Origin of the sequence: Specibacter sp. AOP5-B1-6, from assembly GCF_052376555.1 — a bacterium.
GTDB lineage: Bacteria > Actinomycetota > Actinomycetes > Actinomycetales > Micrococcaceae > Specibacter.
This window is the reverse complement of record NZ_JBQSVT010000026.1, coordinates 35,046-50,253: the sequence shown is the minus strand read 5'-3', so window position 1 is coordinate 50,253 and position 15,208 is coordinate 35,046. Positions and strand designations below refer to the sequence as shown.

Below are 15,208 nucleotides of genomic sequence, written 5' to 3'. Positions count from 1 at the left end.
AGGATCCGTCAGCTCGGCCCTTCTTCGTCGAAAGCGGCCGCACTTCCTCGGCGAACCCAGTCATCGACCTCGACTGTCTGAAACTTCCACAGGCGGCCGATCTTGTGGGCAGGCATACCCTTGTCGGCGATCCATGTGTATACAGTATCTTTAGTGACTCCAAGGTGAAGGGCAACGTCGTCAGCGGATATCCATGGCTCGGTCACATCGGTCCTCCATAATCACGGTGGCCCGTAAGCGGCCAGCTATCCCCATGCTACCGGATTGAGCCGGTTTTGTTCGGGGTTATCCCGGTATAGGCGGCAAGACCTCGACCGCTCGGGCTATGGGACTTCGGCCTGGCTCATTCAAAACTTAGCCAAGCAGGTCTGTGCGGGATTCCAACGTCTTTCCCGCCGGCGCAAAATTCAGTTTGGCAATGAACTGCAACGTGACGATACACCCGATGGCAAAACGAATCGTGGCATTCTCAAGTGCGCTACCGCCCAAAGGCCGGCGGCGCGCAACTGTTATTGCTATGCGCGTTTTCCGCAGATCGAACACTCAAGACTGACGGCAAGTACTGCACACGCGCGCTCTCTCGACTTATCACCGGGCGGATTGGGCCCAGTCGCCCGCCAACCCCGGACGGGTTAGTTGTTTCAAGAATCGTTTTGGCCACGAATGTAACTCGGCCCAGCACGGACTTGGCAATGTCGACCCGGGACGTGGGCTTCCTGTCCCGAGTGCAGCGGAGTATCGAGTCGGCCTCGGCTTCCAAAACGGCGTCGGCCCATCCCGCCAAGTAACCAACTGACTGCTCACCGCGGTCGATGCCATGAGCCCTGAGGACCACATAGGCAACTGACTCAGCTTCTATTTCAGCCAGGCCTCGGTGTTCGGTGCTGCTCCCATAAAGGGCTCCGATGGCGTCACCGGGAACGTGCAATGAGGCGTGGGCAAGTTCGTGTGCGAGCGTTGCAACACGGTCTTCAGCGCCCAGCCAGGACCCGACGCTGATGAGGCGGCGTCCGTGGTCGATGTAGCCGTCCGCCAATCCTGCCTGCTTCTCTGAGACGACGATGTTGTAGCGTGCGTTTCGCGCCACTCCCGCGAGGGACTCCCACAGTTGCGTGCATGAATCGGTTTGGAATGGCACATCTGCCCGACCGGCAACGGGAACAAGCAAAGGCTCCCCCTCGGTCTGCGACACATCGAACACTGCTTGGCCACGCCATCCGACAATCCTGGATCGGTGTTCACCGTCCCCGGGTTCCGCAGGTTCAAGATCCCGCGTGCCGGCGGCCTTGCCTTCTTGATCGTCAGGTGTGATTCGGGCGGTTCTTGGCGCAATCACATACAGGGCGTGTTCACCTTTGAGAACATAGCGGCCGTGACGTTCCCACTCCTTGTACCCCGCAACCAGGGTCGGCTTCACTGGGCTTCGTTGGGCCATCTGCATCATCAACAGCGCCACGTTGCCTCCTGAGTACCGCCACATGGTCGCCGAGGCATCGAGGAGCCGGTGCCATTGCTGCGGGTGGTCCACAGCGTCCGCGAGCAGTGTGTAGAGGCCGTCGGTGAGTTCGGTAACGCGCTGTTCAGGACTGGGGTGTGTGGCCGGCGGCGCTCCCCCATTTGTTTGAACTGCTGTCAGCCATCGTGGTGTTGGTTCGGATGTAGTTTCCATGGCTCCATTCCTCCGTTTAATGCCCAGAATCGGTGGTGCCTGAATCCGCACTGCCGGGTGTTTCCGAATCGGACTGCTTTGCCCCGTCCACGCCGGTATGCGGCAACCCCGTCATAGCGGGACCGTCGTCAGGCAGTCGGCGCACGGGTGGCTCTCGGTGTTTCTGCAAGCTGACGCACCCAGCTGTCCTGGTCAGGTCCCTCAAGCGGACGACGCTGTGCTCCATGCGCTCATGAAAACCCAAGGGGCCGAAACCGCCATCGTCCTCGGTGTAGGAGGCCTGCTCCGCCCGCTGCAGCGCATACAGCTCAGCCACAATGTCCGAGTGCCTCCACCAGCAGTCGGGGATCACAGAGGTGGGCAGGTGGTAAGTTTCCACGAGCCAGCGAACCCAGCTGCCGAGGTGGTTCCACACTGTCTCGGCGGTGCGGGGGTCCATATCCCGCCACCGGTACGTCATGGGTACCCGCTCGGGTCGCAGGCCGCGCGTTGAGCCGAAGAGCAGGGCAGCGAAATTGTCTTCGGCACCGTTCTCGACGTCGTATTCAAAGGATTCGTCCTCGTCCATGGCTATGACTCCTGTTCTCCTGCGGGGATCGGTGTTTGTTGTTCGTGCTGTCGTTTGAGGTGGCCGGTGAGCAGTTCGAGCTCGGTTTGCTCCTTGGAACGACCCAACTGCGCTGCATCCTTACGCTTGTGCCATTCACGCAAGTCCAGCAGGATGGGGCGGCTGCGACGCCCGAGCATGATGGCCGTACCGGCCGGAAGCCGGCGGATTTCATGCAATGGGATTACCGGCGACTCCCTGATTTGTTCACCGTCCTGGCGACCTTGCGATGACCAGGATCGGGTGTTGAACGTCAGTGTCCGTTCACCGATGAGGCCGGCGAGTGCGCGGAGGTCGCGTTCGTCCGAGCCGCCTCCGAAGATGACCTTGATGATGGCGGCATCCCAAATGGTGGCGGCTTCGTCCATGGACCAGCCGGAGCGGGCCTGGGACAGTGACTGCAGAACGACGATGGTGGAGATGCCTATGCCACCACCGTCCGACAGCACCACCGGCAGCCCCGGCCATGGGGAGAGATTGGCGATTTCGTCGAGGATGAGCGACAACGGCGGGTCAAGCCGACCACCCGCGCAGACGAAAGCCATCTCCCTGGCGGCGTAGTCAATGTCATCGATCAACGCGGACAGGAAGGGACCGGCAGCGGCCGCGCCGCTCTTGGTCCCGATCAGGTAGAGCGTGCCGCGTTGTTCGATGAAGGCTTTGGGGTCGAATTGTTCGCTGCTCTCTCTCGGGTTCAGAGCAGCCAGGACCTTGGGTGAAGACAGCGGCGCAGCAGCCGCGGTTACGCCGATCCAGGAGTTGGAGGTGTTGCGGGGGTCGTCGTCGACGATGCCCATCAAATCGGCTTGCCAGCCCAGTGCAGCCTCGGGCCGTCCGAGGATGTTGAGGGCTTCCCTGGCCAGTACGGGGTTTGATGCCCAGCGGCGAAACGACGAAACTCCCTCACCCGAAAGCGCAGCGGCATGCAGCAAACATTGCAGCACTATCTGCGAGCGCTTTTGCCAAGCTGCGTTCTCTCCTTTGAGTGCGGCGTCTGCAGAGATGACAAGTGCTCGGCGGGTGGCGACGTCGGGGTCTTCGCAGCCCCTCACTGGTGACCAGCGCAGGGTTGTGGGCAGGCCGGACATTCCTTGTGGGTCGAAGACTGTGACGGGGCGGCCGTTGGTGGCGCGGGCTTTCATGGTCACGACGAGGTTGTCTGCCCGGGTTGAGGTGGTGACGACGGCGCCGGGTGCGTCGAGGATGGCGTTGATGATGACGTAGAGGCCCTTGCCGGAGCGGGGTGCGCCTTGGATGACGAGGGATTCTTCGGTGGAGACGTGGACGGTGACGCCGCGGGATTTGCCGATGGTCCAGGAGACTTCTTCAACTTTGGGGTTTTTTGCACTGGGGCGGGTGTAGCGGCCTCGCTTCAGTGCTGCCTTGGCGCCGAATTCGCGTGAGATTTCAGCCCGCCGCGCCACCCCATCACGGCTGAGGATGTCCTGCCGGAGCCAGGCCCCGGATTGGCGCCAGACATGCCAGCCGAGGATGCCTGCGAGCGCGGCAACAGCTACGAGAACAAGGACGGGTGCGACGATGAGCCAAACCTGTCCGGTACCGATACGACATGGGTCTTGGGCGGGCAGGATCCATTGGATCCGTCCACTGAACAGGCCGGGCAGGACGGCGGGGCTGAATTCCCACGGCGCAGCCGAGTTGCAATGGGCTGAGTAAGCCATGTGGGCGGCTGCCTCAATGAAGAGACTGAATCCCACATAGATGGTCGTGGCAACGAGTCCGATGGTGACCATCGGATTTCCATCATCCAGTCGCCGGGGCATCAGAGCATCCGTTCATCGGTGCCGAACACCGCCAGCTCGTCAGTTGTGACCTGGTTCGCCACAATGAAAGACCGATTGCCGACCTTCCACAGGCCCACGCCCTTGGGGAGTTTCTCTACGTGTTCGCATTCGGCTTCGGTGAGGCCAAGTGCTTCCTTGGTGAGTTGCATGGCGTCGTGCTTTTGCCGGTAGATGACCCTGGTGTCGGCTTCGGTTAGCAGGCCCAGTGCTTTTTGCCGCAGGCCGCTGGTGCTGTCGCCAATCTCGTTAAGGTCGGCGATCTTGTGCATGATGAGCAGGTTCGAGATTCCGTAGCCGCGGGCCAGGCGCCATTGTTCGCTCATCTTGGCGAGCATGTAGGGGTCTGCAAGCATCCGCCAGCCTTCGTCGTAGACAACTATCCGCTTGGCCCCGTCGGGGTTCGTCACAGCTGCTTCCAGCCAGGTCGCGCCACAGGCAGCCGCTAGGGACAGTGCCTGTTCCGAGGCGCCGATCAGGGCAGAGGTATCCATGACCATAATGGGGGCATCGGCGTCGAAAGCCACGGTTGAGGGTGCATCAAACATGCCTTCTAGGTCGCCTGAGACTGTTCTGCGCAGTGAATGTCCGACGCCGGTCCCACCGTTGGGCCCGACGAGTGCGGCTGTCGCTGGGGTGGGGTTAAGCAAGTACTCCAGCACCATGGGCAGCGTCGGGGTGCTATTGGCAGCTACGGCATCCGTCAACGCCATATCCAGTGCCGTATGTTCCACCGGGCTCAGCGGAACACCCGGACGCATAAGCGAAACCAGGGCCACGAGCAGGTGCCGGCGTCGCTGCCGCACCACTGCCAGCCACTGTGCATCGGACAGCGCGCTGGAGCGGGGGCCAGCGTCGAGTGGGTTGACCCTGGTCGCCCGTCCAGGCCCTACCGAGATGACCTTGCCGCCAGGGATCGCGTTGGCTACGGGAACCCATTCTCCTTTCGGATCCGACGCCACAGCTGCTTTGCGTCCAAGGGTGATGGAGCGGGTGACCAGCGACTTCCCGCACATGGACTTTCCAGTACCCACGGTGCCAATGACCACGATGGACGGACCGCTGATGAAACCTTTGTCGTACATGACCCACGGGTCGTAGCAGAATGCGCCGGAGCCAAACAAGTCGGTGCCGATATAGGTTCCCTCCGGGCCGAGACCCGACTCGGTGAGGAACGGGTACGCTGCAGCCATAGTCAGGGTCGAGGCCCGGTGCGGGGATGGGTGCACCCTGTGCGGGCCCCAGAGTGTGGATCCTTCCCGTTTGCCCCAATCCCCAGCCAGGCCGCTGCCTCCTGTTTCCGCTGCTCGCTGCGCCCGCAACTCACGCAAGGAAAGCTTGGGCGAGGTGTCCAAGGAACGTTCGCGCCGCCGTCGTACTTGCCGTTCGTTATGAGTCTCGCCGGCGGGAGCAATACTGACTGTGGCAACGTGCTTGTTCATTTCAGGCCCCTTCCCAAGGGCAGTGCCCCGGCGATGAACGCCGGCCATTGCTGCCCGGCCATAAGCCGCAACTCCACGAACGACCCTGCGGCGGCCGACTCGAGTTCCTGCCGGCAGCGCGACAGCTCATCGAGAGTGCCGGCTGTGATAGTTACATAGGCTGCGGGGCGGACATCCCCATGACCGGCGACGATCTCTTCCTCACGCTGGGAGACTTCTTCCTCTTCGGCTCGCTGTTCGCGGGTTAGGGGCCGGTCCAAGCGGGCGTTGATTCGACGGCGCGTGTCATGTGCCTCCTGCGCCGACCGGATGTCCCGGAGTGCCTGGTCAGTGGGCACTGTCCGGATCACTTGGGAGATGGTATGCCGGAACTCCCCCACATAGATCAGCGGTTGCAGGAACCCTGGATAAACCTGTTGACGGGGCCACTCTGCGACCCAAAACGTTTGGTGGAAGCCGGAATCAGTGCGCAGGTACGTCCAATGCTCGTCAGCGGCCATCGGACCCGGAGACACCGATGTGCTGCCATTGCTGCCTCCGGTTGATGCCGCCCACTTCGCCACGGCTTCCGGGTCAAAGGCCCCGCGGACCATAGCCGTCACAGCAGTGTCTGACAACCACTCCGTCACCGTCACTCCGTGCGTTTTCAACCCGGTACTAAAAGCCTCGACTTCCGAGCGAAGAACGTGCTCCAATCCGGCCATGGCGCCGCCTGCATCCTTGATCCGGCGGTGCGCCTTGGCCGTATCAAGAACAATCGTCATGATGATCTCGTGACTCATGGCAGACCCTGCTGCTTCGATCAAGTCCAGATAGGACTCGTCTCCCCACTGTGCGTCGGCAATTCGTTCCGGGGGCACGGCACGCTCGTAGTAGGCCCGGAGCGCACTGGATGGGTAGGGAACCGTATAGTCCTGAATGGCGATCCGGGCAATGGCTGGCCGCCGGGCCATGGCCGCCTGCACCCTTGACCAGGACTGGACGGCGAAGGCTTTGTCGTCGTTGTCCATGAGGGCAAAGGACGTGGTGGTGCAACGCAGCGAGGCCATGGCCTCATGCCCGTCGCGGTCCAGGACGAATCCTTCGCCACTCGCTGTCGTGCACAGTTCCAGACTGCCCAGACCGCCGGGCAGTGCCATGGTTCCGACCTTCTTCGGTTGTTCCGGGCGGGCCAGGTAGCGGGTCTCGTTCAACACTGAACGCAGAAAGAAGATCGACGCCGTAAATGCCCACACCGGGTAAGGGATGCGGGCGTATTGCAGGACTCCGAACAGCATGAGCCCCAGCCACACCGGCGCCGTCAAGATGAAGGTCAGTGGACCTCCCATAGCCGATGAGAGGGCAGCAATCAGCATTCCCAAGGCAACCAAGGAAAGCTGGTACCACTGCAACCCCATAAACAGTCCATGCCGTTCATGGCGCGGGAATCGAACAGGCTGCAATACGCGGGTGTCTTCAGTCATGATGTCCATCTCCATGGGTGGGAGGCTTATTCGGTAGTCGCTTGGAAGGATCAACAGGATAGTTCGGTGTGGGCGGTGCTGGGCGGGGCAGTGGACTCGTTGGGCCGGCCTTTGGCGCAGGGTTCGGACGGTCCGCCTTCGGCGGAGCCGGCCGGGACGCTCCTGCATTTTGTGGCATTGCTGTGCTACTTGAGGTTCCGGAGCTCCTGCCGGGGTAACGAGACGTAGTTGGCCCTGTGGGCGCGGGCGGAGGCGTCGAGGCGGATCGGCCAGGGGCAGCAGGCGGTTCGTGGCCATTCGCCGGGGCACCGGATTGTCCGCGCTTGGCCGATGGCCCCGGCGGCATGGGCCAGGCCGTGGACGCTCCCGATCCATGCTCCGGTGCTCCTGCATGGGCCGAGCCATGCGCTTTAGGGCTCGAAGCTGTCGGGCCCGCAGCCTGTGAGGGGTTGCCGATCCATGCCTTGCTCGCCCCTGCATGCATAGCGGCGGGGTGCAAGGGTGTTGCAGAATGCTTGGACGCCACCGGCGTCGGCCCCTTGCTACCTATACCTGGCATGTGCAGTTTGCCGCCAAACTGACGACCAAGCTGCCGGCTCGTGAAGCTTCCGGCCCGACTGGCAACATGGCCGCCACCTGCCATCTGGGCAGCGCCGGCAATCTCACCGCCGGCAAAGCTAACGAGCTTGAGGGCCATCAGTGGCGCCCCACAGGCCAACACCATTCCCACGGCGCCAGACGCAAGTCCGCTGAACGACGTCGAATCCGCAAACAATTTCACTGCCACCGCAAGGACAGTCGCAGCGAGTGGTTTCGCAATCAACAGCGCAATGACCGTCTCGCACCACATCCTGCTCCAGGACTTCGTCTTCTCCCAGGGCAGGAGCATGAGCGCCACCGGAGCAACAGCGGCCAAAACAATCAGCGCGAATGACCGAAAGATCATTGAGCACATGAGAATGAATGCCAGAATCCACACGACGAGAACGGCGATCGCCGTCACGACCACTGCCCCGGATAGGTCTCCGTTCGTCCCGGCGCTAAGGGACACGACATCCCACTCACGTCCAGAACCAGCTTCGGCTCGCTGGAAGCCGAACAATCTCATGAACACCACATACGGATCTTTACCGAGCGATGCGAGCAAGGCTGTGGACGCCGAATCTGTGAAGCTGGAGAGCTTTGCCATGAGGTTCGTCGCCAAGTAGACCAACGGGACAGCCAGCGCGCCGCCAAGAAGGGCGCGGCCGATGCGACGCGGCTGTTGACTGACCAGCCCTGCGATGAGCTGGATGATCATGACCACAGCCAAAGGCGTCATCATGACAACTACCCACCAGTTCGTCAGTCCACCAACAATGCCCCATTCCGATGCGTCAATGTCTGAAACGCCGAATGCACCAGAGATAAACGACCACATCCACGACGCCATGCTCTCGAGGATGCCGGCGATGTAGGAGGTAACCGACGAGGCGAAGTTGTCGTTCGCTTGGGACACGATGCCACAGCCGGGCGGCCACCAGCCGCCCATGCTGCATTTGACCATCGGTAGCATGGTCCACGCCTAGAATCCGAGGTTGAACGCGTTCTGGGACCACAGGATGTAGCCGTTGATGCCGCCCAAGATCGCGGCGACCGGTCCCGTCCAGAGTAGAATCATGCCGCCGCCAGACGCCAGACGCGAGGATTGGCTGAGCTTGCCAGCCAACAGCATTGCGGCCCCGATGATCGCCACGATGGCTATCACGATGAACGCGCCGACGAGGATACCCCCGCCGATTTCTTTAAGGGACTCGAGGAATGGGAAGTTGGTGTTCGGGGTGATCCCGGGATCCACCGCGGCCAGGTACAACATTGTGAACTCCAATCGATGGTTGCCCACATGCGTGGACGTTTTGTTCACCTGCTTCATGCCTGCGGGGAGGGAAAACTACATGACCGTGACCGTGGCTGTCTCAAGGCAACAACCCTATGGACCTTCGAAATTCGGTTTCATGTGCAACCTGCTAGCAACAAATTCACCTACAGATTGGGACTCTTGTCTGCCGGGATCAACGCGACGTATCCTTCCCAATGTCGCCCCTGGCTAAATTCACGTTCTGAGGGTGCACCACGGCTGTGCTGGCTCTACATCCGGTCACCTGGCTGACGATGCATTGAAAAAGCTAAGCCAAATGACCGAAGCCGAAGCTTGCGTTTTGCCCGCCTGCTCCGCACACTAATCTCAGGCAGGATAGCGGCACTCACAAGGGAGATCATGATGATCGCTGATTTTTGGCGCACCCCTACGAAACGGCTGCACATGAGCCCAGGGGTAGCAACACTGGCCGTGCTTGTATCGGTACTCCTGCCACTCATTTCCTCAAGCACTGTCGCAATAGCTGCCACACCACCTCAATCTGCGTCACGATCAGTTCAAGAAGTTTGCCAACAAGCAGATTTACTTACAGACAAAGACGAGCCACAAAAGGCATTGGATCTTATTAGAGAACTGCGCAAAGAGTCCGCAACCCCCGGTCCAGGCACTTCCAGCCCTATCGGGATCACCTCTACTTCATGTGCACAAGAAATGCTTAACGCCCAATATGCGATTGCAAAAATAACGAACATTAAAGTACCCGCCAAGGGATTCCCGAAAAATTGGGAAAAATATATAGGCATGTGGTCCCTCCCTCCTTACGGTGCAGGACTCGGACTGGTTGTGATGATCGCCATCAGTATAATATTAGCTCGACTACTTTCACAGGTACCCATAGCCGAGCATCCAAAATCACGAAGATCGCTCCGCGTTACCATCACTTGGGTAGCGTCATTGCTGGTAGCTGGCGGAGCGATCTGGCCCACGATTCTCTTAACGAAGATTGCTACCGGAGTTCCCGTACAATCTACGTGGATATATATTTCCTTTATCCCAATTACAGTTGGCACACTCACTCTGTCTTGGGCATTTGCACAGCGAATGAGAATGCGCATTACAGTAAGAGATGCAAAAGGAAAGATCACAGAACCACAAACTAGTCAAATAGTAGCGCTGCTTCGCGAGCTTGGAAATAAAAAATCATATGGAGTCGACGTACCCCTTGGCACAGGAACTAAGGCACTAACAGGATCAACAGTAATCGGAACGCCAGAGAACCGGATTATGGCCATTCTGCAAGTTGTGTTCGAAAACATAATTGGCATCACTCCTTGGCATGTTATTATTGATTCAGTCAATGAAGACACGCTAATTGTAGTGGTAATGCGAAACAGCCGCTCTAAAGGAGCCGCTCACCTAAATCGGAAAGATCTGGGACTCCATGAACCGCCGACAACTGACGATAGTTTTGGGGCCCTCCGAGGACAAGGTCCAGATTTACACAAGATGGCCGCCGCCGTCATAATTGCCACGCTAGCTATGAGCTACAAGGACTTCCAAAGTCTATGTGGCGCGACACAATGGAAAAGCATCGGTTTCCAATACATCGCTGCGACAGACTACATAGGGGACAGTGAAGCAGCCAAGAGACTTCTGATCAACGCGGTGCAGATAGACTGCAAGAACCTACCAGCCTCCCTAATGCTGCACGAGAGATGCTACAAAATTCCTCACGATGCCACACCCGCCGAGAGTGGGGAAATATTGCACGAGTACGCAAATTGGCTACTTAAACAAGGCCATAGTCTACGTGATGCTAAAACAAAGAAAATTATTTCAGGCTATGAAAATTCATACTTCATTTGCCTCAATTCATATCTCACGACTGTTAGAAACCTCAGAAATATCGAAGGATTTAATCTGAGTCACAGCGACGCTCATTTAGAAGCCGATGAGCTAATTGCCGCATTAAGGCCGGATTCGGCACCGTCCAAATCCGCCCGCGCTATAGCGGCTCTTCACAATTCGGGGTGTAGGTGTGGTCTGAATCCGCTGGCTTCGAGGAGTGCGCGGGCGATGTAGTTGGTGAGGTTGCGGAAGCCGAGGGCCAGGCCACGCAGGTGCTCGAGGCGACCGTTCACGGCTTCGGTAGGTCCGTTGCTCGTGCGCGGCCGGTCGAAGTAGGCCAGGACGTCGCAGGCGCGTCTGGTCAGGGTGCGGCCGAGCTTGCGCAGTTCTACCAACGCCTCAGGCACACTGTCGGCGAGGGCGTCGATCACGGAGCTCATCTCGACGCGGCCGGCTGCCCGGTCGGGGTGACGGTAGGCGGAGATCATGCGCTGGTAGATCCCCAGGTGCACTCGACTTGCACGTGCCGGTCCCCAGCGAAGAGCTTGTCAAGGCGCTCGTGCTGGCGGTCGGTGAGCAGGTCAGCCCCGGTGTGCAGGGTCCGCCGCGCGGTGTAGAGCGGGTCGCCCTTGCGTCCGCGGTGTCCGTGCAGTTCCTGCTGGACTCGGCGGCGGCACTCATCGAGAGCGTCCCCGGCCAACCGGATGACGTGGAAGGGATCCATAACCGTGACGGCGTCCGGCAGCTCCTCGGTGGTGGCGGTCTTGAAGCCCGCGAACCCATCCATGGCCACGACCTCGATCCCATCGCGCCAAGCCTGGTCCCGCTCGGCCAGCCAGTCCTTGAACGCCTTCTTCGACCGACCTTCGACCACGTCCAGCAGGCGTGAGGGCCCGGTGCCGTCCCGGACCGGGGTGAGGTCGATGATCACGGTGACGTACTTGTCACCGCGCCGGGTGTGCCGCCACACGTGCTCATCGACCCCGACGACCTTGACACCGTCCAGGCGGGTCGGGTCCTCGATGAGCAGACGCCGGCCCTCAGCCAGGACCGCGTCGTTGGCGGTGTTCCACGCCACGCCCAGTCCTTCGGCAACTCGGGCCATCGACAGGTGGCCGACGACGATCCCGACCAGACCCCACCGCAGGCCGGCGCGGGAGATCTTGGCCCGCGGCGGCGCCGCAGCGGTGGTGTCCTGACGCCACACGTGCGAGCACTCCTTGCAGCGGTAGCGGCGCACGGTGAGCACCAGCGTGGTAGGGCGCCACCCGAACGGCTCGTGCGCCAACTCCCTGCTCACCGTGTCACGGGGCACGCCCTGGCAGCCGCACCGCCTGCACCAGTCGCCCGGCTCCACGACCCGGCACGCCAGCACGGACCGGTCAGGCTCGAGCAGCTGGCCGGTGACCTCCAGACCGAGGCCGTCGAGGCGGGTGAAGGTAGTCAGGTCAGGGCGCGTGAAGGTAGCGTCAGGCACGTCGAGGTCTTCCGGACGGGTTGTGTGAGAACTCCCATCATCGGAAGACCTCGACCCTCACCCCGACACCGACGCGCCGCCCCAGGTCGCACCACAGCTACACCCTCATCTGTGAAGAGCCAGGAAAGTGATCGGATGGGCCGCCTCAGCAGACCACCCCTCAAGACTTCTAGCCTTCGCCCGTGGCCTAGTTGCAGCCGTATGGCTACCTACCTCTCCAATGGCAATTAACGCATGGATAATGCCTGCGTTTACAACCTTGGGCGAAGTCACTGTAGCCGTGCGGACGGGCTTTGTGACGTTGCCGTTGTTGTCAGGGTTTGGCTCAAATCGATGCGTTCCCTTTTCTGCCAGTCTTCTCAGTAGGAGCCCGATGTCATCTGCCAGGCCGCCGCCGCACTTAGCACTATACGGCTCGTTGCCTTTAATTCTGTTCGGATAGGCCTCCACGACAAAAACACGGAAGCCATATGCTCGTGTCATCGCTACAGGTCACCGATCCTTTGTGTTAACGAAAGGAGAATAAAGTCTGGCTCAGTACTCCTGGGATCATTCATTCGTCAACCAGCTTTCGTTCCGTGTCCGCTGACCGACCCGGCGAACACCTCTGCTTGTTCCAAGACGAGTTCGATGGCCTTGGCCTCCGCATCAGGTGGATAGTCGTGCTTGGCGAGGATGCGACGGACCTTGGAGCGCATCGCTGCCAGCACGGGCTCCTTGAGGTTCCAGTCGATCGTTGCTGATTGCCTGACAGACTTCACGAGCTCTTGAGCGATCGCCTTGAGTGTCTCGTCGCCCAACTCCATCACCGCAGAGTCGTTCTGCACTACCGCGTCATAGAAAGCGACCTCGTCTTCGCGCAGCCCGAGCTCCTCGTGCCGCTTCTGAGCGGCGCGCATCTGCTTCGCGAGCTTCACCAGCTCAGCGATGATCTCAGCGGTCGTCAACGACCGGTTCGTATAGCGGTTCACGGCCTCATCGAGCATCTCCGAGTACTTGCGCCCCTGGACGACGTTCGTGCGCTGCACCGTACGGATCTGGTCGTTCAGGAGACGCCGTAGCAGCCCCATCTGAAGGTTTGGCTTGTCCTTCTCCGCAAGCGAATCGAGGAACTCATCGCTGAGGATCGAGATCTCAGGCGTCTCGATCCCGGCGAGCTTGTACACGTCCACGACCTGATCAGCAGTGACCGCCTCGTTGAGAAGTTGACCGAGCGCGGTGTCGATCTCGACCGCGCCCGAACCGCCCCGGCCGGAGTCGGGGTTCTGGATCTTCAGGATCGCTGCTCGGACGTCCGTGAACAACCGGACATCGTTCCGAATCGCCGCCGCCTCGTCGCGCGCGCCCGCCAGCGCGAACGCGTTCGCCAGAGCCAGGACCTGGTCATTGAATCGCGATGTCCGGTCTGGGTCTGCCATGACGAAGTCGAGGACCTTCGCGTACTCGTTCAATCGCTGTGACGCTGTCAGCTCCGGGGAAGAGTCGAACTGAACTCCGTGGAGGAGTCCGCGCACGATGTCGTGCTTCTCCAGCATCACCTGGACCATCTCGTCGATGGGCACGCCTGCCTGATCGCGGTCGGACGGCGAGTACTCGCTCAACGCGTTCTGGAGGTTCGCGAACACTCCGATGTAGTCGACGATAAGCCCGCCAGGCTTGTCGCGGAACGTCCTGTTGACCCGAGCGATGGCCTGCATGAGCCCCGCGCCCTGCATGGTCTTGTCGACGTACATCGTGTGCATCGACGGGGCATCGAAACCGGTCAGCCACATGTCACGGACGATCACAAGTTCCAGCGGGTCGTCCGCGTTCTTCGCCCGCAGCTTGAGGTCCTTGCGCACGTCCTTTGAGTGGATGTGCGGCTGGAACTCAGCAGGATCAGACGCGGACCCGGTCATGACGACCTTGATCTTGCCCTGTGCCGGGTCATCCGAGTGCCAATCGGGCCGCAGTGCGACGATCTTCTCGTACAGCCGCACGGCGATCCGGCGGCTCATGGTCACGATCATGCCCTTGCCGAGCAGGGACTCCCGGCGCTTCTCCCAGTGCTCCACGATGTCGCGGGCTACGAGGTCAAGTCGTGCCTCCGCTCCGACGACCGCCTCTAGGGCGTGTCTCCTATATTTGGAGCCATTGGAGGATGGCGTGTAGGACTGTGGCTGACCTGCAGGTGACGGCAAGCTTGTCGTACCTGGTGGCCAGACCACGCCACTGTTTGACGCTGTTGAAGGAGCGTTCCACGACGTTTCGTCCCTTGTATGCCTCTGCGTCAAAGGCGGGTGGACGGCCTCCCTTGGAGCCCTTCTTCTTCCGGGAGGCGATCTCGTTCTTCTTCTGGGGGATCACTGCCTTGACGTGGTGATCTCGAAGGTATTCACGGTTCACGCCCGACGTGTAGCCCCGGTCCGCCATGACCGTGTCGGGTGTGGTGCGGGGCCTGCCGGTGGGCCTGGGGACGTAGATGTCCTTCAAGGTGTCCTGCATCATCGCGCCGTCGTTGCGCTGGCCTCCAGTGACGACCATGGCCAAGGGACGCCCGTTGCCGTCCACGACCTGGTGGATCTTCGTGGTCAACACCCCGCGCGAGCGTCCAATGCCGTGACCTGCAGGCTCATCCTCGCCCAGCGGAGAATTCTTGTAGTTCGATGAAGCCCCCCGTGTCCTGGTCGGGGCGCGTCGTGTTCGTGGCGTGTTGGTGGGCACGGTTGATCGTGGCGTCAATGCTGACCGTCCAATCCACTTTCCCAGCCGAATCCGCTTGGGCCACCACCTGAGAAAGGACACAATCCCACACGCCCCGCCTCGCGTAGGAACGGTGACGCTTCCACACCGTCTGCCACGGCCCATACCTCTCACGAGGCAGGTCTCTCCAAGGAATCCCCGTCCTGTAGCGGTAGATGATCCCGTTGACGATCATCCGACTATTCGAGAACGGGCGACCCCGACGCCCACAGTTCGTTGGCAACAGGGGCTCCACACGCTCCCACTGCTCATCCGTCATCGCCTCAAACCGAGACTTCTCATTCACCCCGCCAGTATCCC

The 15,208-nt window shown here is 60.6% G+C and carries 10 protein-coding genes and 2 pseudogenes; 1 reads left to right on the top strand and 11 read right to left on the bottom strand.

Going from position 1 to position 15,208, the window contains the following annotated elements:
* Positions 1–8 precede the first annotated feature (8 nt).
* The 8 genes from ACT3TS_RS13505 to ACT3TS_RS13470 all read right to left on the bottom strand — a co-directional run bounded on the left by ACT3TS_RS13505 (position 9) and on the right by ACT3TS_RS13470 (position 8,838).
* Complete coding sequence (locus tag ACT3TS_RS13505) at positions 9–206, bottom strand: helix-turn-helix domain-containing protein (protein WP_444532024.1); 198 nt, start codon at positions 204–206, stop codon at positions 9–11.
* Between the two features lie 272 nt (positions 207–478).
* Positions 479–1,669: an ArdC-like ssDNA-binding domain-containing protein gene (locus ACT3TS_RS13500; RefSeq protein WP_444532023.1), complete on the bottom strand. Its 1,191-nt coding sequence runs from the start codon at positions 1,667–1,669 to the stop codon at positions 479–481.
* Positions 1,670–1,685: 16 nt separating this feature from the next.
* Positions 1,686–2,237 (bottom strand): hypothetical protein, encoded by a 552-nt coding sequence (locus ACT3TS_RS13495; RefSeq protein WP_444532022.1) that lies wholly within the window; start codon positions 2,235–2,237, stop codon positions 1,686–1,688.
* Between the two features lie 2 nt (positions 2,238–2,239).
* On the bottom strand, positions 2,240–4,030 hold the full coding sequence (locus ACT3TS_RS13490) for a type IV secretory system conjugative DNA transfer family protein (protein WP_444532021.1): 1,791 nt from the start codon (positions 4,028–4,030) through the stop codon (positions 2,240–2,242).
* A 29-nt stretch (positions 4,031–4,059) separates the two neighbouring features.
* Positions 4,060–5,520, bottom strand: a complete 1,461-nt coding sequence (locus tag ACT3TS_RS13485) for an ATP-binding protein (protein ID WP_444532020.1) — start codon at positions 5,518–5,520, stop codon at positions 4,060–4,062.
* Positions 5,517–6,983 (bottom strand): SCO6880 family protein, encoded by a 1,467-nt coding sequence (locus tag ACT3TS_RS13480; protein ID WP_444532019.1) that lies wholly within the window; start codon positions 6,981–6,983, stop codon positions 5,517–5,519. The genes ACT3TS_RS13485 and ACT3TS_RS13480 overlap by 4 nt, the downstream gene beginning before the upstream one ends.
* Positions 6,976–8,283: a type IV secretion system protein gene (locus tag ACT3TS_RS13475; RefSeq protein WP_444532036.1), complete on the bottom strand. Its 1,308-nt coding sequence runs from the start codon at positions 8,281–8,283 to the stop codon at positions 6,976–6,978. The genes ACT3TS_RS13480 and ACT3TS_RS13475 overlap by 8 nt, the downstream gene beginning before the upstream one ends.
* Positions 8,284–8,547: 264 nt before the next feature.
* Entirely contained in the window at positions 8,548–8,838 is a 291-nt protein-coding gene (locus ACT3TS_RS13470; protein ID WP_104111952.1) for a hypothetical protein, read from the bottom strand.
* Between the two features lie 402 nt (positions 8,839–9,240).
* Here ACT3TS_RS13470 and ACT3TS_RS13465 point away from each other — a divergent pair, with 402 nt between their 5' ends.
* Positions 9,241–10,923 (top strand): hypothetical protein, encoded by a 1,683-nt coding sequence (locus tag ACT3TS_RS13465; RefSeq protein WP_444532018.1) that lies wholly within the window; start codon positions 9,241–9,243, stop codon positions 10,921–10,923.
* Here the strand turns inward: ACT3TS_RS13465 and ACT3TS_RS13460 are convergent.
* From ACT3TS_RS13460 to ACT3TS_RS13450, 3 genes and pseudogenes are all read right to left on the bottom strand, one after another.
* Positions 10,860–12,166, bottom strand: a pseudogene (locus ACT3TS_RS13460) (ISL3 family transposase). The gene ACT3TS_RS13465 and the pseudogene ACT3TS_RS13460 sit on opposite strands and share 64 nt — an antisense overlap.
* A gap of 560 nt (positions 12,167–12,726) precedes the next feature.
* Positions 12,727–14,286: pseudogene (locus tag ACT3TS_RS13455) on the bottom strand (type I restriction enzyme endonuclease domain-containing protein); the annotation flags it as partial.
* Positions 14,285–15,167 (bottom strand): IS5 family transposase gene (locus ACT3TS_RS13450; RefSeq protein WP_444532035.1). Its coding sequence is split into 2 segments (ribosomal slippage): positions 14,285–14,821 and positions 14,823–15,167, totalling 882 coding nucleotides; the frame shifts between segments, so codons are not numbered across the junction. The gene ACT3TS_RS13450 and the pseudogene ACT3TS_RS13455, both read right to left, overlap by 2 nt.
* Positions 15,168–15,208 lie beyond the last annotated feature (41 nt).

What these genes read in the sequence shown, in the direction of transcription:
- ACT3TS_RS13500 (WP_444532023.1), bottom strand. Translation starts at nt 1,669, where the DNA reads ATGGAAACTACATCCGAACCAACACCACGATGGCTGACAGCAGTTCAA.
- ACT3TS_RS13495 (WP_444532022.1), bottom strand. Translation starts at nt 2,237, where the DNA reads ATGGACGAGGACGAATCCTTTGAATACGACGTCGAGAACGGTGCCGAA.
- ACT3TS_RS13490 (WP_444532021.1), bottom strand. Translation starts at nt 4,030, where the DNA reads ATGGTCACCATCGGACTCGTTGCCACGACCATCTATGTGGGATTCAGT.
- ACT3TS_RS13485 (WP_444532020.1), bottom strand. Translation starts at nt 5,520, where the DNA reads ATGAACAAGCACGTTGCCACAGTCAGTATTGCTCCCGCCGGCGAGACT.
- ACT3TS_RS13480 (WP_444532019.1), bottom strand. Translation starts at nt 6,983, where the DNA reads ATGACTGAAGACACCCGCGTATTGCAGCCTGTTCGATTCCCGCGCCAT.
- ACT3TS_RS13475 (WP_444532036.1), bottom strand. Translation starts at nt 8,283, where the DNA reads ATGATCATCCAGCTCATCGCAGGGCTGGTCAGTCAACAGCCGCGTCGC.
- ACT3TS_RS13470 (WP_104111952.1), bottom strand. Translation starts at nt 8,838, where the DNA reads ATGTTGTACCTGGCCGCGGTGGATCCCGGGATCACCCCGAACACCAAC.
- ACT3TS_RS13465 (WP_444532018.1), top strand. Translation starts at nt 9,241, where the DNA reads ATGATGATCGCTGATTTTTGGCGCACCCCTACGAAACGGCTGCACATG.